At 54.8% G+C, this 18721-nt stretch carries 16 protein-coding genes and 3 pseudogenes; all 19 read right to left on the reverse strand.

The features are described from left to right. Window positions 1-65 precede the first annotated feature (65 nt). Window positions 66-551: pseudogene (locus ABS769_RS10890) on the reverse strand (hypothetical protein); the annotation flags it as partial. Window positions 552-618: 67 nt separating this feature from the next. Further along, window positions 619-1668: pseudogene (locus ABS769_RS10895) on the reverse strand (VirB4 family type IV secretion/conjugal transfer ATPase); the annotation flags it as partial. A gap of 64 nt (window positions 1669-1732) precedes the next feature. Beyond that, window positions 1733-3079, reverse strand: coding sequence for an XVIPCD domain-containing protein (locus ABS769_RS10900; RefSeq protein WP_317061357.1), 1347 nt, complete (start codon window positions 3077-3079; stop codon window positions 1733-1735). A gap of 63 nt (window positions 3080-3142) precedes the next feature. After that, the gene (locus tag ABS769_RS10905; protein WP_350498156.1) at window positions 3143-3826 is read right to left on the reverse strand and encodes a lysozyme inhibitor LprI family protein; all 684 of its coding nucleotides are present in this window, start codon (window positions 3824-3826) and stop codon (window positions 3143-3145) included. A gap of 96 nt (window positions 3827-3922) precedes the next feature. Continuing rightward, window positions 3923-4246 (reverse strand): DUF4189 domain-containing protein, encoded by a 324-nt coding sequence (locus ABS769_RS10910; RefSeq protein WP_350498157.1) that lies wholly within the window; start codon window positions 4244-4246, stop codon window positions 3923-3925. 188 nt (window positions 4247-4434) lie between these two features. Next, window positions 4435-5492, reverse strand: a pseudogene (locus tag ABS769_RS10915) (type IV secretion system protein). A gap of 32 nt (window positions 5493-5524) precedes the next feature. After that, window positions 5525-6697, reverse strand: coding sequence for a peptidoglycan-binding protein (locus ABS769_RS10920; protein ID WP_350498158.1), 1173 nt, complete (start codon window positions 6695-6697; stop codon window positions 5525-5527). Between the two features lie 227 nt (window positions 6698-6924). Next, window positions 6925-7728, reverse strand: coding sequence for an FG-GAP repeat protein (locus tag ABS769_RS10925; protein ID WP_243850153.1), 804 nt, complete (start codon window positions 7726-7728; stop codon window positions 6925-6927). A 175-nt stretch (window positions 7729-7903) separates the two neighbouring features. After that, the gene (locus ABS769_RS10930) at window positions 7904-8398 is read right to left on the reverse strand and encodes a DUF4189 domain-containing protein (protein WP_243850154.1); all 495 of its coding nucleotides are present in this window, start codon (window positions 8396-8398) and stop codon (window positions 7904-7906) included. Window positions 8399-8421: 23 nt separating this feature from the next. After that, window positions 8422-9501: a type IV secretion system protein gene (locus tag ABS769_RS10935; protein ID WP_317061353.1), complete on the reverse strand. Its 1080-nt coding sequence runs from the start codon at window positions 9499-9501 to the stop codon at window positions 8422-8424. A gap of 96 nt (window positions 9502-9597) precedes the next feature. Then, the gene (locus tag ABS769_RS10940) at window positions 9598-10344 is read right to left on the reverse strand and encodes a hypothetical protein (protein WP_102253875.1); all 747 of its coding nucleotides are present in this window, start codon (window positions 10342-10344) and stop codon (window positions 9598-9600) included. A 64-nt stretch (window positions 10345-10408) separates the two neighbouring features. After that, a complete protein-coding gene (locus ABS769_RS10945) occupies window positions 10409-12862 on the reverse strand; it encodes a VirB4 family type IV secretion/conjugal transfer ATPase (protein WP_317061352.1) in 2454 nt (817 codons plus the stop codon). 103 nt (window positions 12863-12965) lie between these two features. Beyond that, the gene (locus tag ABS769_RS10950) at window positions 12966-13277 is read right to left on the reverse strand and encodes a type IV secretion system protein VirB3 (RefSeq protein WP_317061351.1); all 312 of its coding nucleotides are present in this window, start codon (window positions 13275-13277) and stop codon (window positions 12966-12968) included. Next, entirely contained in the window at window positions 13270-13680 is a 411-nt protein-coding gene (locus tag ABS769_RS10955) for a TrbC/VirB2 family protein (RefSeq protein ID WP_317061349.1), read from the reverse strand. The genes ABS769_RS10950 and ABS769_RS10955 overlap by 8 nt, the downstream gene beginning before the upstream one ends. 58 nt (window positions 13681-13738) lie before the next feature. Next, entirely contained in the window at window positions 13739-14563 is an 825-nt protein-coding gene (locus ABS769_RS10960; protein ID WP_317061382.1) for a lytic transglycosylase domain-containing protein, read from the reverse strand. A 62-nt stretch (window positions 14564-14625) separates the two neighbouring features. Next, on the reverse strand, window positions 14626-15675 hold the full coding sequence (virB11, locus tag ABS769_RS10965) for a P-type DNA transfer ATPase VirB11 (RefSeq protein WP_317061348.1): 1050 nt from the start codon (window positions 15673-15675) through the stop codon (window positions 14626-14628). 5 nt (window positions 15676-15680) lie between these two features. Continuing rightward, window positions 15681-16850 (reverse strand): TrbI/VirB10 family protein, encoded by a 1170-nt coding sequence (locus ABS769_RS10970; protein WP_317061347.1) that lies wholly within the window; start codon window positions 16848-16850, stop codon window positions 15681-15683. Continuing rightward, window positions 16847-17614 carry a TrbG/VirB9 family P-type conjugative transfer protein gene (locus ABS769_RS10975; protein WP_006449258.1) on the reverse strand — a complete coding sequence of 256 codons (768 nt, stop codon included), beginning with the start codon at window positions 17612-17614 and terminating at the stop codon, window positions 16847-16849. The genes ABS769_RS10970 and ABS769_RS10975 overlap by 4 nt, the downstream gene beginning before the upstream one ends. Next, window positions 17611-18618 carry a VirB8/TrbF family protein gene (locus ABS769_RS10980; protein ID WP_317061346.1) on the reverse strand — a complete coding sequence of 336 codons (1008 nt, stop codon included), beginning with the start codon at window positions 18616-18618 and terminating at the stop codon, window positions 17611-17613. The genes ABS769_RS10975 and ABS769_RS10980 overlap by 4 nt, the downstream gene beginning before the upstream one ends. Window positions 18619-18721 lie beyond the last annotated feature (103 nt).

Genomic DNA, 18721 nt, shown 5'->3' on the forward strand with positions numbered 1-18721 from the left:
GGCCGGCGGGCGCGTGGCAGGATGTCGGAGACCTATAGTTATGGCTGGAACAATTTTACGGGAGGCTGACAGTCAATATCCATCATCGCCTTCAGCGCCAGCAGCTTGTTGGTGTTGCTCTCCAACTCACCGATCTTCTGGTCGCCGATCTTCTTGCGCTCTTCCTCGATCGTGCGCAAGCGTTCAAGGCGCTTGGTACTGATCTCGTACATGGCCACCACGTAGTTGTACTGCGAGTTCAGCGTGCGCTGAATCAACTCGCACGATTCTTTCTGCGAGTCGGCCACAGGCGTTCCCTTCGTTGAGGCCGCACACGCCGCAACACCCTGGTCGTCGGGAATCTTTTCGATCTTTTCCTTGGGCTTTTCCACTTCCTTGCCGCTGGATTCTTTACCATCGCCATTCTTAATGGTCTGGTTCTTGCGAATTGCTTCGGCTTTTTCGTTCAACGTCTTATCGACCACCTCCCACTGCGCACAGGCCGCGCCCGCCATGCAGAGCAGCACCAGTCCCGTCACTACCCAAGAAAAATGTCTGAACTTGGTTGTCATGGTGTTCTTCGCCTCCTGTGATACAGATGGATATGTTGCCGGGTGAATTCCTTGATGAATGTTGGAGTTACGCATCTTCGACCTCCTTGTCCTTGACAGACTTGCGCTTCCCAGAGCCCTTGCGGTTGGCATAGAAGTCTTCCAGCCACTGCTCCGGCGTCAGCTGATCGACGGTGACGCCAAGCTTGCTGGCCTTGCCGGCCAGGATCTGATGCATGATCTCGATGTTGTCGGTCGAGGACGAAATCACCGACAGCGCATCGTCCATCCCGCGCAGGTTGAGCTGGCACACCGCCGAGGCATGGCCTTGCTTGACCAGGAAGCAGCGCGAGCGCTCGTCCAGCGAGACCACTACCTGGTACTCAGCATCGGTCAGCTTGAGGCCTTCGATGTAATCGTCGCGACTGGCGTTGGGGTTGGGCAGCAGCACCATCGTGGCGGTCTGTTCGATCAGCGCCGCAGCGATATCGCTGGCCAATGCATCTTCCGGGCTTTGCGTGGCGAAGATGCCCAGGCCGTTCTGTTTACGGATGGTCTTCTGCTTGTTCTTGGCGAATTCCTTCAGCCCCCCCTTGCCATCGAGGATCTTCCAGAACTCGTCCATTACGTAGATCAGCGGCCGGCCGTCGATCAACGCTTCCAGGCGGTGCAGCAGGTAATTGATCACCGGCACCCGCACTTCGGCGTTGTCGATCACGTCGGTGTAGTCGAAGCCGATGATCGAGGCGCGCGTCAGGTCGATGGTATCGACCGGGTTGTCGAACACCCAGCCCAGCGAGTTACCAGTAGTCCAGCGGCGCAGGCGCGCATACAACCCGTCGTCGCCCATGTTGGGCAGGCTCTTGCGGAAGTTGCTCATGCTGCGCAGGTGCATGGGCGTATCCAGCATGCCTTCCACCGCGCGGTAGATGTCTTCTTCCTCACGGGCGCTGTACTCGGCCTTGCCGCCCAACACCTTGATCAATTCGGCGAGAAACTGCGTGTTGGCTTCATTGCGCTCGCACTGGAACGGGTTGAAGCCGGTCGGCACGCCATTTTCCAGCGCCAGATAATTGCCGCCGCACGCACGCACGAAGATCTCCGCGCCGCGGTCCTTGTCGAAGAGGAGGATGCGTGGCGCACCTGCACGCAAAAAAATGGCCCCGGCAATGCCAGGGCCATCCATCGAACGTTATCTACCTTTACAGGCTGGGGCCGCTGCGCGTCTCGGCGTGTTGCTGCGCCTGGTGCGCATTTTGCTGGACTTGGCGCTGGCTTTCCTCGGCCGCCTGACGGCTGCTTTGCTCCAACGGCTGATTCTGCGCTTGGTTGCGATCCACAAAAACCCGCTGCATTGCCGGGTCGGTCATCTCGCCCTGCACTGCGAAGAAGCCGTCGCCGCTTTTGTTGGGCACCACATGGTCGATGCGTTGCAAACCGCTGACCTTGGACTCGAACACGATTTGCCCGGCTGCCTGCTCAAGCTCTTTGCGGTTGGCAAATCCGCCACGTTCCCCCAGCGCTTCGAGCTTGCTCACTGCGCCTTTGTACATCGCGTTGTCGGGATGGCGAGGGTCAGACAACAAGGGGCTGGATGCTGCCTGTGCCGGCGCAGCAGGCGCGGCCGTGTGCTCTGGTTGCTTGGGTGTCGCCTGGGTCAACGCCTTGGATAAAGCGGCCTGAGTCTGCTGACCTGCGACGCCATCTATCTGCAAGCCGTGCTCGCGCTGGAATTGCTCGACCGCATATTTTGTGTTGCCGCCGAAATCACCATCCGCGTGCAGCGGTTTGCCATCGCGACCAACGGCGCCAAGCTGAGCAAGCTGGCCTTGGAGATGCTTCACCTGCTCGCCGCGCTCGCCTTGTTCTAGTTTGCCGTCATTGGCTGAAGGCGCACTAAGATGCTTACTTGACGAATGCTGCGTGGGTAGCCGGCCTTCCGCCAATTCAATGAGGTCTTTTTTCTCAGTAAGCGCACGGTTACGCAAAGAGTCCCATTGGGTTGGAGAACTTTTGAAAAGCCTCTCGGTATGTGAGTATTTATAATCCTGCACAGCTTCTACGATTTGCTTATCTGACAACTCGGACAACTTGTAGTCGTCGCCAAACTTCTCGGCAAGACCTTTTCTGAATATCGCCGGCGTCAATGCTCTATACTGTACAGACGTACTCCACAGAGCATCTTGAACTGCGGGACCACGACCAGTTAAATCGATACCGCTAGACTTCAAAGAAGAAACCTGCGCACCATAGTGACTTACTTCAATAAAATCGTGCTGATCTCTGGCAAAAGCCGGATCCGAGTTTGCGAGTTTCGTCCATTTTTCATTGAACGCTGGGGTTGCTGGTGTCAGCCCAGAGAATTCAGCCCCATAACGTGATTGACCCAAATACTCACGCAACGTCCCAGAATTCAAAGATAGCTGGTAGACGCCATATGAAACGCCGCCGTGGTCTCCTCTGCCAGTAGAAATGGTTGCAGCCCCTCGCCCGCCGCTTTCATGTCGCGCGGAAGTCATTCCCAAGTGCCATCCATCCATAGTTGCCATTATTGAACCCTCGTAGTTGGCCAATTAATTTCCAACAGCGCCTTGAATCACAGCTTATCGGCTTCAGCGATTCTCCAACTCATCTGCGCGCTTCGCTGTTGCGTTCAACATGCATGAACTATCCTCAAGCTCTTCAGCCTGCCCCCCACCAAGAACTTCATTCGACTGGCAAAGTATGTCTCGCTCTTTAATCCAGTCACGCTCTGCTTGCTTTAGTGCAGCCTTGTCCTGCACAGTCAGTTTAGCCATCAAACGCTGATAAGCCTTATTAAGACGAGCATCCTGATACTGATACTCTTCGCTATTACAGCTCATCATCGAAGGATGGACAGCTTCTGATTTTTCTATGCACTGACCGTAGGACGGTCGAAGCTGGACAGATTTTGCAAGCTCCCCCCGCTTATTTTGAGTATTACTATCGAGCGCATTTTCAAGCAACTTATCTTGTTCGTCAGCGAGTGCTTTCTGTTTACGCTTTACTTCGCTTACATCTTCACGACTAGTTCCGTTCGAGGAAATTTGCTGCTGCACGACAGGATTGACACCAGTTTCTAATGCCGACTCCTGCCCACATGAACAGAGAAGAAAAATTGAAGTATAAAACAAATTTAAAATTCTGCGGGTCCAAAATGTGAAAGCCGGCGCGCTCTGAATAGATTCAAAAATCATATCCCACTCTCGTTTCCCACCAGGGCGATCGCTCGAAAAATTAAAACCTTTAACACCACTCAAAGTGGAGTCATACATCATTATATTTATGATATATACCATAACCAGATCAGGGGCAAGGTCAAATAAAGATACCAGGTTAAATAAAAATCTAATCCACACCCGGCTATTTAATTAATATTTCTTGAAAAACGGATCTGAACATTCTGAAAAAATGACTTTACATGCCCCCCCTCCGCTACGCTCGCATATCCCAACTACTTGAGCAATTGCGGCCTCCTTGCTAGCGGACGCCTGAAAAAAAGTGCTGACTTGCGAGGCAGCTAGAGCGGCGCATTGATTTCGATAAACCAAGGTCACTTTGCAGTCCTTGGCACCATTGTTAGAACATTGTTGAACAGCTGAACTCTTCGCGTCACCTTGAGATAATTTCCCTTTAGTAGTACCTACATCCCCGGTGGATTTCGACATAGCAATCGCCCCCAGGTTTTGACCCATTCACCTGTGGGCGCAGGAGTGCCCTCTACTCCCCGCATCTCAGGCGTGTCGGGAATGCACTGCATACTTCCCATCTGAGTACCAATGGGGCATCGAGTTTGCCCCAAAGCAACATGAGAAAAAGCTAAACCGAGCAGAGCGAGTGAATATATCGAGAAACGAATCATAGCAACCACCTAAAGTGTTAATTACTTCTGTGCAATCCCACGAGCTCCTGCGGCTGTTTCTTGAGGCTGCGAATTTTCGGATTGTATCGACCTAGGGGTTGCATTTACTGTTTGACCCGTGGTGTTAACGGAATCTCTAGCCGGCGGAGGCATCTGGGCATTCGGCCCCTGCCTATTGGCATTAGACGCCGCATCGGACGAACCCAGCGAGCCAATCGCCGAATACGGGGCAAACTGGCCCAGCGTGCCTTGGAAAAACGCCGCAGCCATCGGTGGTGCGGTAAGTATCAAGGTAGTCAACACCAAGCCCACTCCTCCCTGCTGCAACGCCATGCTGCTGATGCCTTCACCATTGCCGCCGCTGACCGCCCACTTCGCAAGAAACGCCACACCCACCGCTCCAACCACCTTGGTCGCCAAGCTTACGGTAAAGGTCAGCACAGACAATGAAAACATGGTGCCTAGTCCATATAGCAGCCATTTGCTGAACAGCGACTTGGTCGCCTGGAACAACAGGCACAGGATGAACAGCGGGCCAAACCCCACCACCATCGCCATCGCAAGCTTGTTCAACAGCAGCATTGAGCCTGCCACCACCCCGGGGCCGGCCATGCCGATGCCGTAACCCAACGTGCGCGATTCTTGGAATCCTGGCTTTCTTCGTCGCCGCCCGTCTTGATCTGATCCAGACCTGCCAACGTCATCTGCATCAACATCAGGTTCTTGTCGATCGCCTCATAGGGACTCTCAGAGTCTCCCGTCACCGTCTGCGTGATCGCCGAACTGATCCCGTCGGTCAGCGTCCAGTACAACTGCGGAGAGCCTTTGGCCATGCTCGTGGCCAATCCTATAATCAATGCTGCCCGCAGTGCCGTCACTACCAGGCCCATCGCCGCCTCGCGCGATTGACCAGTCACGATGCGGTAGCCCTGGATAAAAATCCAAAGCGTCAGCATCACCATACCGAGCCAAGTAGCGGTCCGCTGCAACAACTCCCAATGAAAAATCGCGATCTCGTAGCGCAGGTCGCAGGAAATAGAGCCAAGGCGGACTTCCTGACCGCCTTGGCGATTTACCAGATTACTGAAGCGCAGCGACCAACACGCACGACTTACATGGACATCGAGCGCGAAGCAGTTTCCTGGGTCTGCACTTGGGTGGCCTGACGCTGGCTTTCCTCGGCCGCTTGCCGGCTGCTGTTTTCCAACGGCTGATTCTGCGCTTGGTTGCGATCCACAAAAACCCGCTGCATTGCCGGGTCTGTCATTTCGCCTTGCACTGCGAAGAAGCCGTCGCCGCTCTTATTGGGCACCACATGGTCGATGCGCTGGAGACCGCTGACCTTGGACTCGAACACGATTTGCCCGGCTGCCTGCTCGAGTTCTTTACGGTTGGCAAAACCGCCACGTTCACCCAGCGCTTCAAGCTTGCTCACTGCGCCGTTGTACATCGCGTTGTCGGGATGGCGCGGGTCAGACAACAAGGGGCTGGATGCTGCCTGTGCCGGCGCAGCAGGAGCGGGAGTGTGCTCAGCTTGCTTGGGTGTCGCCTGGGTCAACACCTTGGCCAAAGCGGCCTGAGTCTGTTGACCTGCGACGCCGTCTATCTGCAACCCGTGCTCGCGCTGGAATTGCTCGACCGCGTGCTTGGTGTTGCCGCCGAAGTCGCCGTCAGGCTTCAAGTGTTTGCCATCGCGACCAACGGCACCGAGTTGCGCAAGTTGGCCTTGCAACTGCTTCACTTGCTCGCCGCGCTCGCCTTCTTCGAGCTTGCCATCATTGGACTTCGAAACTTGATGGGATGTCGAACCAGACGTCACGCTGTGCTTAAGGTCGACACCATCGCGCTTGACGCTTTCTATCAAATCGGGAACGCGACGTTCCCAATTGCCCGCATACTCCTCGCATTCCTTGGCTGCCTTCACGCTCCAGGGTTTGCTAGGAGTAACTCCGTTGACAACGCGTCGCGCGTTGTAGACGTCGTGGCTATCATTATCGATGTAGCGATCAAGAGGCTTGCCTGTAAACAAGCCGTCACGCATACCTACAACTAGAACCTTTGCAGCGATTTCCGGTTGCTTGGCCATGTCCGGGTTGCGGACCATTTCACCGTTAAGGCCTAGCAACTTATCGAACTTCGCATAGTTGTAGTCGTGGGTAAGATGTACGTAACCACGGCCATAGAACTCCTCGCCGCCGCTATATCCAAGCTTGCGCGCTTGGCTGCGTCCGAAATCTTCTTCAGGCGCCTGAAAATTACGCGTCTCATGTTGAGCCGTCGCCACATGTACGATATTTGCTTTGGATCTGTCACACCGTTCTCAAGAGCGGTTTTGACGATCAACCTAACAGAAGACTCCCGATCCACACCAAAGCCTTCGGTGCTCCGACCACGTCCATCGCTCATAGTATTCTCCGTACGTGCATATCATTAGAATTTGTTGTTGCATCTATCGGCATTGCCGACCCGAAGATGCGTTGCATGTACTCACTACCAATTACCAATCACTTCCTAATTGGACACCTCCTTCATTTCACCGCCTTGAAGCCGCTCAATCTTTTTCTTCGGATTGGCCGGATCATTCGTGTCTTCGGTTAACCGCTCTATCAGCACTACCTCGTTATTCTTAAGCTCGTAGGTATCGAAGACGTGGATGCAACATCCATCACCAGAAGTAGACGTCAGCATATTTCCTTTCACAGAGAATAAGCCGTTGGCCATTACCGTAATATCGGATAGCGACTGATTGAAAACAAGGCTTTTCTGCGCAGCATCGAAAAGATAGACACTGTAAGAGGGACCACCATAATTACCCTCTTTTCCAGACCACACCACTACATCTTCGTACCCATCGCCATTGATATCGGCCAGAATGATTGAGTGGCGGTTTTTTTTGTAGGTGTCGTCTAGCGGACCATGATAGAACGTGGAATTACTATCCACGTACAATGCCTCAGGCTCCAGTGCAATCGGCTTGGCTCCGGGGAATGTCACCTCCACGACCGGCGAACGGTTACATAGCATGATCCCTGGACTATCTTCGCTACAGCCCTGCGCCTTGATTGAAACAGCAATGCCACTGATATCTGCGTTTATCTCGCCCTGATCGTTGAGCTTGGCATTGACAGTAGATGGCATTTTCAAGTCCTTTTGCGGCGAGGATTCAGGCTTTTTGCCAGTTTGATCTTGGGCGGATAATTTCGCTCCATCAGCCTCTGCAGACGGAGCATTGCCCGCACTGCACGCTGTGATAGAGGCGACGCAAGCTAAATATAGCGCCCTCACCACGACTCTTGCTAGCGCACGCCCCATCATAGAAAACCCCTTCGATGTAAATAAATATTTATTAATTATCGGATCCGAAAAACGAAATGCATTAATTTACAGGAGTTAAACCCACCACCACCTCACTCCACAATAAATTCCATCAGCACAAACCACCAAATAAACAAATAAACTATAAAAATTGAATTTCTAATTTCTTCAGGGATTAATTATTAATAAATATCGGCTTCGTGCACTCGGAATAAACAACTTTACATGAACCGCTATTGCTTGCTTTGCAGCTTTTTTTCGCCAGACTGGTTGCACGAATCTCAGTCGGAGAAGCTTGAAAAAAACTTTCGGAATCTGAAGACACTAGAGCAGAACACTGATTTTTATAAGTCAATTGAACTTTACAATCGCGGGCTCCACCGACAGCACATTGGCGGAGAGCGGCTCTCTCCGCCTCTTCTTCAGACAGTTTACCAACGGCACTCCCAGCCTCTCCAGTACTACTTGAGTTGGCGATCGCCCCCCATGTCTTAATCCATTCGCCTGTTGGTGCCGAACTAGGTGTTTGCGTTCCATTCATTTCAGGGGTGTCCGGAATGCACTGCATGCTGCCCATCTGAGTGCCAATGGGGCATCTAGTCTGTCCAGATGCGACCAGAGGAGCTGCAAGACAGGCTGAAATAGCAATTATCGAAATTAAACGATTCATTGGCATCACCTAAATAGTTAAATCTATTTCTGTGCCAGGCCACGGCTACCAGAGCTTGGTTCTGAAGGTGAAGACGACTCTCTATGCATGGTGGGGGTAGCTCCTTCCTTATTACGAACAGCGGTATCTCCAGAATCTCTAACCGGCGGAGGCATCTGGGCATTCGGCCCCTGCCTATTGGCATTAGACGCCGCATCGGACGAACCCAGCGAGCCAATCGCCGAATACGGGGCAAACTGGCCCAGCGTGCCTTGGAAGAACGCCGCCGCCATCGGTGGTGCGGTAAGTATCAAGGTAGTCAACACCAAGCCCACTCCTCCCTGCTGCAACGCCATGCTGCTAATGCCTTCACCATTACCGCCGCTGACCGCCCACTTCGCAAGAAACGCCACACCCACCGCTCCAACCACCTTGGTCGCCAAGCTTACGGTAAAGGTCAGCACAGACAATGAAAACATGGTGCCTAATCCGTATAGCAGCCATTTGCTGAACAACGACTTCGTGGCCTGGAACAGCAGGCACAGGATGAACAGAGGTCCAAAGCCTACCACCAGCGCCATCGCCAGCTTGTTCAGCAGCAGCATCGAGCCTGCAACCACTCCAGGGCCTGCCATGCCGATCCCAGTGAACCAGCGCGCCCGGTTCTTGGCGTCTTCGCTTTCTTTATCGCCGCCGGTCTTGATCTGATCCAACCCGGCCAACGCCATCTGCATCAGCATCAGGTTTTGGTCGATCGACTTGTAGGGGCTATCGGAGTCACCTGTGACTGTCTTGGTAATCGCTGAACTGATGCCGTCGGTCAGGGTCCAATACAGCTGGGGCGAGCCCTTGGCCATGCTCGTTGCCAACCCAATGATCAGCGCGGCGCGCAACGCCGTGACCACCAAGCCCATCGCCGCTTCGCGCGACTGGCCGGTGACGATGCGGTAGCCCTGGATGAAGATCCACAGCGTCAACACTGTTAGGGACACCATCCCCACCCAAGCCGTCGTTCGCTGCAACAATTCCCACTGGAAGATGGAAATTTCGTCGCGAAGGTAGTCGTTGATGAGACGAAAAAATTCGTAGTTAGCGATGTTCGTTAGGAAATCACTGATATTCATAAGTCACCACATCCACTGAGACGGCTACGCCGTGGGGCAACTGCTGCCCGATACTGAGTCCATTGCAATACACGTTTCCACCACAGTGTTTGCGTATCAATCCTTATCGATCATCAGGGGCTTGTAGCCATCAGGCTCCTTGCTCCTGATGGTCTCAAACGCACCTTTCATTGCCAAACCCGCAACGGCCGTCTTACCAAGGCTCATCAAATCGCCGGTAATCTGAGACCACCAGGAGGACTCGCCCTCGGGATCGGGCGGCTTGGTGCCGCTCATCGCCGCCAATGCCGCTCCCGTCTGTTTGTCCGTCAGATACGCGATGCGCTGGTCGTAGGCGAACATCGCCGACTCCATCTGCTGACGGTCAATATCCATCATCGCCTTCAGGGCGAGCAGCTTGTTGGTGTTGCTCTCTAGCTCGCCGATCTTCTGATCGCCGATCTTCTTGCGCTCTTCCTCGATCGTGCGTAGGCGCTCCAGACGCTTGGCGGTGATCTCGTTCATCGCCAGCATGTAGTTGTACTGCGCATTGCGTGTGCGTTGGGTCATCTCGCAGACCTGCTTTTGCACACTTGAGACGGGCGTCCCGGAGGTGGACGAAGAGCACGCGCTCACACCGAAGTCGTCGGCAAGCTTCGGCAGAGTCACCTTTGGCTTCTCGACCTCTTTGCCACTGGATTCCTTACCATCGCCATTTTTGATGGTCTGGTTCTTGCGAATCTGCTCCACCTTCTCATTCAACTTCTTGTCTTCCACTTCCCACTGCGCACTGGCGGCTCCGGCCATGCAGAGCAGCACCAGTCCCGTGAACACGCGAGAAAAATGCCTGAACTTGGTTGCCATGGTGTTTTTGCCTCCTGACACAGATGAAGTTGATGCGTGGAAAGTGTGCTGCCGATGATGAGGACTACGCATCTTCGGCCTCCTTGTCTTTGACGGCTTTGCGCTTACCCGACCCCTTGCGGTTGGCATAGAAATCGCTCAGCCACTGCTCCGGCGTCAGCTGATCGACGGTGACGCCCAACTTGCTGGCCTTGCCGGCCAGGATTTCATGCATGATCTCGATGTTGTCGGTCGAGGACGAAATGACCGACAGTGCGTCGTCCATCCCACGCAGGTTGAGCTGGCACACCGCAGAGGCATGGCCTTGCTTGACAAGGAAGCAGCGCGAGCGCTCATCGAGCGAGACGACCACCTGGTATTCGGCATCGGTGAGCTTGAGTCCTTCCATGTAATCGTCGCGACTGGCGTTGGGGTTGGGCAGCAGCACCATCGTGGCGGTCTGCTCGATCAGCGCCGCAGCGATGTCGCTGGCCAGGGCGTCTTCCGGGCTCTGCGTGGCGAAGATGCCCAGGCCGTTCTGTTTACGGATGGTCTTCTGCTTGTTCTTGGCGAACTCCTTCAGGCCACCCTTGCCATCGAGGATTTTCCAGAATTCGTCCATCACGTAGATCAGCGGACGCCCGTCGATCAGCGCCTCCAGGCGATGCAGCAGATAGTTGATCACAGGCACGCGCACTTCCGCGTTGTCGATCACGTCGGTGTAGTCGAAGCCGATGATCGATGCGCGCGTCAGGTCGATGGTGTCCACCGGGTTATCGAACACCCAGCCCAGCGAATTGCCGGCGGTCCAACGACGCAGGCGCGCATACAGGCCGTCGTCGCCCATATTGGGCAGGCTCTTGCGGAAGTTGCTCATGCTGCGCAGATGCATCGGCGTGTCCAGCATGCCTTCCACCGCGCGGTAGATGTCTTCCTCCTCGCGCGAGCTGTACTCCGTCTTGCCGCCCAACACCTTGATCAGCTCGGCCAGGAACTGCGTGTTGGCCTCATTGCGCTCGCACTGGAACGGATTGAAGCCGGTCGGCACGCCATTTTCCAGCGCCAGATAATTGCCGCCGCAGGCGCGCACGAAGATCTCCGCGCCGCGGTCCTTGTCGAAGAAGAAAATGGTCGGGATCGGATCGAACTTCTGTACCTGGCTCAGCAGGAAGTTGATCAGCGCCGTCTTGCCGGTACCGGACTTGCCGATCACCATGGTATTGCCGATCGCCTTCTCGCCCAGGGAGTTTTCGGCCGGGTGGGTGGCGTGGAAATTGAAGTAATACGGCTGACCATTGGTGGTCTGCAAGGTGGTGACGCAATCGCCCCAGGGATTGTTGTGCTGCTTGCCCTGGGCAAAATTATGCAGCGGCGACAGTCCAAGGAAATTGAGCGAACTCAGGTTGGCGATGCGCGTGCGGAAGCGCCAGTTGCCCGGCAGCTGTGCGTAGAACGACGAGGCGATCGCCAGATCTTCCTTGGAGGACACGAAACCGGCATTGGACAATTCGGCGCGTGTCGTGGCGATCTGCCTGGCCAACTTCTCCTGACTGTCGGCATAGACCGCCAAGGTAAAGTGATATTCGCCCAATACGAAGTTGCCGGAGGCCACGTCGTCCATCGCTAGGTCCAGGTCGCGGATCTGGCTGGACGACTTGTCGCCCGACGAAATCATCATTCCCTTAGTGCGTTCTAACACCTTCAAGGCATCGTGGCGCCCGACCGGGCTGAACGAATGCGTCATCACGTATTCGAAATCAAGATACTTCAGGCCATTGAGAATGCCGGGATAGGTTCCGTCCGCATATTCCTTGACGTTGAGGATCGCACCGAAATGATTGATGCCATCCGGCGTGCGAATGACAAAATCGCCGGTCTTGTTGGCGAACATGTGCTTGCTGACAGGCAGATACGCCGGCACCGGCGCCTGCAGCACCGGGACAGGCTCGTCGATTCGGTTGAGCAAGTAGCCGAGAAACTCCAGTGTCTCGGAAAACACGACACCATTCTTGGCTTCATACATGCCAAGACGGTAAGGCGAATAATCCTTCAGCACCGCTTCAACGTTCGTGGCTAACTCGATGATCTTGGAGATGGCCTGCTCTTCCTCAGCCCTTATCTTGTCTGGATTGACAGACTTTTCGACCAGACGTCGTCCGGTAACGACAGGACGATAGATCATGCTGAAGTATAACTCGTTTTGCATGATTTTTTGCGAGGATAGCGCCGCGTAATACTCGTCGGACAGCGCCTGATTGAACGATTGCTTGAAGCGCCCGTCGGTACCGATCCTACGACGACGGCGAACGTCGTGAACCCAGAACGCGATATTGGCGAAATCCGGTGCACGCAAGGTTTGCAACAACCGATTAAACGTGTTGTGCCGCTGTTCGAGTTCGAACTCGTCACGCCCAACGAAGGGCAAGCCAGCCAGATGCCAGATCAACAGATAGTCGCCACCAGTCGTCTTGACGACGGATGGTGCGACATGTGTCGAAATGGAAACAAATTCGCCGATCGGACTGTCTGGACTGAACATGGTCTTACCGATTTAAGAAGGGAGCATCACACCAAGAATTACGATCTAAAACGCCAACCCCACGCGAGCTGCACGCGTGGGGCTGGTTAAACGATTCACGTGCTCATCGCGATTTACCCGGGGGACCCTTACGGTATTCGTTAGGAGTGAATACCCACATTCCGGAATACCGCTGGAGGTTGCGAGCACGCATTCGGAATAGCCAACGTAATCCAAGCAACCTGAAGATCATTTCGTCCCGTTTGGCCATTTGCTGCATGCCAAAGATGATGACGGGAATCGTCAGCAGATACCAAAGATTGATGTACATTCCCAACAGCAAGCCACCGCCCGCACCAATGAAGAAGGGAATGTACGGCACCCCCAAAAACATTGCCGGACGAGTGCAGCCGCGGAAGAGCACGTCTTTATGCATAGTACTGAGCGACCTGCATCAACGAACTTGTGATCGTGGAGCAGTCGCCTGCATCCGAGCCATTGTTTTGCAGAATCATGTTGGCGATCTGACCAGCCGCGCCGATCAACACACCACCGATGAGAATCGGGGAAACCTCAGAGATGCGTTTGTGTGCAAAGGCAATCTGGTAACCAGCCACGATGACCGCAATGGTAACCACGGCGATCGAACCCATATTCAGCAACTTGGTTACATTGTTCAGAAAGCCACAGACGCGGGTGTCAGTCTCCGCAAGATCATTGCTGCCTGCCGCTGCACCACCAGCCACCATCAGCAGCGAAATGAACACCAGTGCTTTCAGTGCCTGAGTGCCAACCATCTTGGCATCTGTCATTGTCTTCTTGTCGATTTCAAACTTCATGTCTAACTCCTTGGGAACAGAGGGGGTCCAGCAGCCATATCCTTGGCGATTTTCCATCCTAAAAAACAAATGCGCTATCTACTTGCGGAGCCGCCTGTGGTGCACGCGGCATTGAGACGGGATTTGCGGGTAGATCAGTCTGCGTCGAGGCCTGAGGTGCGACGGCGGGCAACGCCACCCCACGCCCCTGGCCTGTCGGCTTTATCACATACAACTCGTTCTCCGCCGCAGGAGCCACAGGGGTGGCCCGGCTCGGCAGAGAGTAAGGTGCTGACGGTGCCGATAGCATAGGCCCAGACGGTGAAGCCACCGTGTTGCCCGCCCCGGATAGATCCTGAATACGACGCGCGACGATCGCATCTGCCAATTCGGCGGCCGCCTGCTTGAGCGGATTGGCAGGCCGCAACTGCACCTGGCGGGTCGGCACGACCGCAATGGGCTCGGGTCCAGAGGATGCTACCGACTGACGAATGGATGCATAGATCTTTTGGACATAACCATGTTTGAAACCGGTCTCGAAGTTGCCGGAGTAGTAACAGCTGAACGACTTGCCCCAATTAGCGCCTGAACGCGAATGGCACTCCGCTAAAATCCTTGAAGCAGCGACAAGATTGGGGCATTTGTCGAATGCCATCTCGTAACTGGTCAGCCCGTACTTCTGCAGGTTGTAGCGATTGACTTGGCCTAGCCCCAGGGAGAAGTTATAGCCCTTCTGCTCCAGCATCTTGGCAGTGGCGACTGCCTCAGCCAACCCCCGTGGCTCACGCACCAAGCGCCCGCCAACCACACCGATGGCATACGGATTGCGCGACGACTCGACACGGACAACGTGCTGCATTACCTCGCCAGGAACAGCAAGTCCAGTGCACCCCATCAGTTCCATGCCAGGCAACATGTCATTACTCCTTGCAAAACCAAACCAGCCCCAACGAAAAAATTTACCTCTCAACCGCCGCGCAAGGTTCTCAGAGGATCGAAGTCGATGCCTGTGATGAACCGCCGTCCCGCGTGCGCCTTGATATGAACCACGATGTCGATGGTCATTCTCAGCAAACGCTTGATCACCTCGAACTCCAGACCAGAGCCTTCGCTGGATGCTTTCACCATCAAGGCCAACTGGTCCCAGGTCTGCTCGACACTACCGGCGTGGCAACTGGTGATGGAACCCGGATGTCCCGAAGCGCAGTTACGGATGAAGTAGAACGACTCATCACCGCGCAACTCGGCCAGGATGATGCGATCCGGCTTCATGCGCAGGCACGCCTCCATGCAACTCTTGGCAGTCACGTTGCTGGCGCTCTGCCCGCCCTTCGAGTACAGCAGGTGCACGGAATTAGGCTGACTGATGAACAGCTCTCTAGCGTCCTCGATGGTCACCAGGCGCTCTTGGTTCGGAATATGATTGACCAACGCCTTCATGAAGGTGGTCTTGCCGCTGCCGGTCGCTCCAGCAACGACGACGTTCTTCTTGTACAACACGCACTTTTTGAAGAACTCGGCATAGTCACGCTTGCGTCGTAACTCCAGCAACTCCTGATCATGATCGCTGACATCCGCAGACTGTTCCAGCACCTCGTCGAAGAAACCGTCGTGTTTGTACTGCTCCAGCGACTTGGTGTGCTTGGAAGGAAGCCGGATAGTGATGGATACCTTGCCGGCATCACATGCCGGCGGCATCACGAACTGCGCGCGCTGCCCGGTCGGAAAAGTCAGTGACACCACCGGGTCAGCGTCAGTAATACGTTGTCCGGTATTGCTCTCGTTGACGACCGCCGTACAAAACTGCCGAGCCCGATCGTAGGTGAGGGACGGCACATCAACCCGCTGCCACCCATGAATGGTCTCAAGATACAACTCACCCGGACGATTGATGCAAATTTCGGTCACGTCAGGCGAATTCAGGTAATCCAGGATTCCCAACACTGAGTACTGGTAATCCAGGAAGTCGTTCGAAATGCGCGCTGTCGGGGAATCATCGATCGTCATGGCAGCCATGTCATTCACTTCGGCAGGACCGCCGAGAAATCGACGTCCTTGGCAACATAAACGTTCAACACGGTGCCCTGATTGATCGTCAAGGTTGCCGGACGGCGCCCAGACTTTTCAACAGCCTGCTCGGCAAGCTGCTGCATGCTGCGGGCGGTATTACTTTCAAAAGGCTGCTGAGTGACGATCCCGCTGCCGACACCGATCGTGGTCGTTTCTGGACCATATTCGGCAGCCGCATATTTGAAGGCATCGCTCAGCAGACTGATGAACAGCGCCGATGCAATCTTGTTGCCCCAATGGGCGTTGTAGTTGCCTGGATGGCCAGCGCTGCCCAACGTATCAATACCAGGCCCCACGAGCGTGACATCCAGCCCGGTCGGCGTGGTAACCCGATCCCAGACCACCTGCAGGCGCCGTGTCGTTGGCTCTCCGGCGCCATACTGACCAAGCATCTTGGAACCCTTCGGCAGCAGCAGGTTATGCCCGTTGATGGAGTACACCGGCTCAGTCACGATGCAAGATGTATAGCCACCGAAATCGGAAATGATCCGGGTCTCAAGAATGCAGCGAATGTACGTACCACGCACCAACAATCCGTCCGGGTTGCTAATCGGCTTTGCCAGTGTGACAGCAGTGTCTTCCTCTCCAGGTGCAGCTGGCGGACCAGGTTGACCGGGCATGCCTGCGCCATTCGCAGCGGATTCGGCGAGGATTCGGCGCTCCAACAATGTAGGACCGCGCTGACGTTCCGGCGCAGAACCGGCCTCTTCGCTATCAACAGTGGGCATCGGCGGCAGTGGCGGCAGACTCGGCTGCTGCGCGAGAGGCACGGGTGCCTCTTCGACGGGCGCAGTCATATTTTGCGGTAGCGCAGGCGCCACAACAGTCTCAGCTCGCGGCTTCGGCGGTGCCGAATCGTCCCCACTTTGCGTTGCTAGCCAGAAGATAACGAGAATCAGCAGAGCAGCAATGGCAGCCAGAAACACGAGCGCCTTACGATTCAGCCGCTTGATGTCGCTGGAGCGCAGCACCGGCTCATTAGCATCCAGGTCAGGCGTGGCAACTGCCTGTTGACGTGCAAAGTACGGGTTGTTGCGCTCATCGTACTCGCCGTTTCGCGGTTCTTCCCCGCGGTTTGCCGGGGAGCGATCATCTGGGCTGTTTGGAATATTCGAGTTCACTTTTGCTTGTTCCTTCGCAGACCGAGGACGTTATCGCCGTGGCGAACCACCAGGAAAGGATAGGTCCCATGCACAATCAGGGTGTTGCCTTCCACCGTCGTATTGACGAGAAAATCCTCGGCGTGTTCTTTCTCTCGAGCGAATACCGCCGGGAAATTCCCAGTCGGAAACCGCGTCAAATCCATGTTGATGTAAGTGAACTTGCCATCATCGTACACCCGGCTTGGAATCAACCAGGATTTCTTGGTACGCGTGGAGTAATCATAATCATAGTAGTAACGACGATCCTTTAGGATCTTTGCGTTCAACAGTGGACCTTTCTTCGATGTGTCTGCATCTTCCACGTTATTGAAGCTCGTGTCTTTCGGGTAGGTAAACACAACCTTGTATTGAACACCCGCCTGCTTCGCCTGCTCAAGGCGCTGCCAATCTGTTGCAACCACCTTAAGCTCAAGAATGTAGGAATGCGTCGCCGTACGAATCATCATGTTCGTGTCGACGTCGACGTTTTTGGGTTTCAGATAAAATACATTCTCACGCCGAGTGAGTTCCCAGCCACCAGTGAACCCGGTGCTGTAGTCCAGGATTTTTTCATTCGGGCTTAGCTCGACCTGAGTGGTAATCCCCAGACCCGTACGCACCTGATAGATACGATCAGGCGCATATTCGTATTCCTGAACCACCTGCGCCGCTGCTGAAAAAGCACATAGTGCAAGTGGCAGTGCTGAAAATAACGCAGCCCTGTACCGATTAAAGAGTTTCATCGACCGCTTGCTCCATTGACATTATTCGGCGTCCCTTGGGATTGAATCGCAGGCTGACCCGGTGGCTGCATCTGATCGGGAAACGCTGGCTGTGCTTGCTGTTGCGGCACGCCACCCTGCGGCAAGGCTCCTTGCTGGAGCGGAACGCCGCCTTGCGGGACTGCACCAGAGACATTTGCCGCATTCGGATCGACAACGCCCGTGCCAGGCTGCTGTGCAGCTGCTTGAGGTTGCGCGTTGATGACGGCACCAGCCGCAGGCGCTGCTGGCAGCGAGGAGTAGTCGTTATCAACCCGATAATCTGTCACCCGAAATCCAAGGGGATTTTCGACACGCAGGCTATCACTCATCTCCAGATTGTCCTGATAGACGAATCCCATGGTCGCAATTTTGTTATCGAGCAGCGTGGAGAGCGTTGAATTCTTGTCATATACGGTTCGCTGGAAGCGCACTGTCGCACCTTTGTAAGGCTGGCCTTTCCCACCAATCAGCGTGATACTCAGGATATTGACGCGAACTGCACGAAGCTTGCCGTATGTATTCAGCGGCCGTAGCGGATTGTTTGATGAATGCAATGCACGATATTCGTTCACAACATTTGTCGTGCCCATTGCTGACACGGTATTCCAGTCACGTTGACCGATGATCGACAAGTCGAACGATTCGCGGGCAATGATGAAGCGTGCGATATTGCTGCGCGCCAAGGCCTCACTCGTAGTAATCGTCCGCCCACCAAAATTCGCTTCAAGCTTGGCGATAGTGCTTGTACCCGAATAGGCGTCTGCCATGACCAGATAGGGCACTTTCTCCTTCAACGGCAACATGTAGTAATAGCCGCCCGCAGTCATGACCGTCACGACCATCGACAAGGTCGCCACAATCCACGCACGCTTTTCACTGCGGCGCGCAAGATCAGCGATGCTCACCTCGTAATTAACCGCCTTCTGGACGGCTGCACCGACTTGGGCAGATCCATCTTTCTCACTGACCTTCTTACGCAACATGTCTAGATCCGTCACCGTGGGGCCTTGTCAGGCCTGAAACTGTTGCCGCGATGGGTTGCGGGCATCTGGGAGGCATGGACGTCCTTGTAAATGTGATGCCACA

Origin of the sequence: Xanthomonas hortorum (assembly GCF_040279205.1) — a bacterium.
GTDB lineage: Bacteria > Pseudomonadota > Gammaproteobacteria > Xanthomonadales > Xanthomonadaceae > Xanthomonas > Xanthomonas hortorum_F.

Bases quoted from the DNA above. Each gene is read 5' to 3' on its own strand.
- ABS769_RS10900 (WP_317061357.1), bottom strand. From the start codon at position 3,079: ATGGCAACTATGGATGGATGGCACTTGGGAATGACTTCCGCGCGACAT.
- ABS769_RS10905 (WP_350498156.1), bottom strand. From the start codon at position 3,826: ATGTATGACTCCACTTTGAGTGGTGTTAAAGGTTTTAATTTTTCGAGC.
- ABS769_RS10910 (WP_350498157.1), bottom strand. From the start codon at position 4,246: ATGGGTCAAAACCTGGGGGCGATTGCTATGTCGAAATCCACCGGGGAT.
- ABS769_RS10925 (WP_243850153.1), bottom strand. From the start codon at position 7,728: ATGATGGGGCGTGCGCTAGCAAGAGTCGTGGTGAGGGCGCTATATTTA.
- ABS769_RS10930 (WP_243850154.1), bottom strand. From the start codon at position 8,398: ATGAATCGTTTAATTTCGATAATTGCTATTTCAGCCTGTCTTGCAGCT.
- ABS769_RS10935 (WP_317061353.1), bottom strand. From the start codon at position 9,501: ATGAATATCAGTGATTTCCTAACGAACATCGCTAACTACGAATTTTTT.
- ABS769_RS10940 (WP_102253875.1), bottom strand. From the start codon at position 10,344: ATGGCAACCAAGTTCAGGCATTTTTCTCGCGTGTTCACGGGACTGGTG.
- ABS769_RS10945 (WP_317061352.1), bottom strand. From the start codon at position 12,862: ATGTTCAGTCCAGACAGTCCGATCGGCGAATTTGTTTCCATTTCGACA.
- ABS769_RS10950 (WP_317061351.1), bottom strand. From the start codon at position 13,277: ATGCATAAAGACGTGCTCTTCCGCGGCTGCACTCGTCCGGCAATGTTT.
- ABS769_RS10955 (WP_317061349.1), bottom strand. From the start codon at position 13,680: ATGAAGTTTGAAATCGACAAGAAGACAATGACAGATGCCAAGATGGTT.
- ABS769_RS10960 (WP_317061382.1), bottom strand. From the start codon at position 14,563: ATGGAACTGATGGGGTGCACTGGACTTGCTGTTCCTGGCGAGGTAATG.
- virB11 (WP_317061348.1), bottom strand. From the start codon at position 15,675: ATGGCTGCCATGACGATCGATGATTCCCCGACAGCGCGCATTTCGAAC.
- ABS769_RS10975 (WP_006449258.1), bottom strand. From the start codon at position 17,614: ATGAAACTCTTTAATCGGTACAGGGCTGCGTTATTTTCAGCACTGCCA.
- ABS769_RS10980 (WP_317061346.1), bottom strand. From the start codon at position 18,618: ATGTTGCGTAAGAAGGTCAGTGAGAAAGATGGATCTGCCCAAGTCGGT.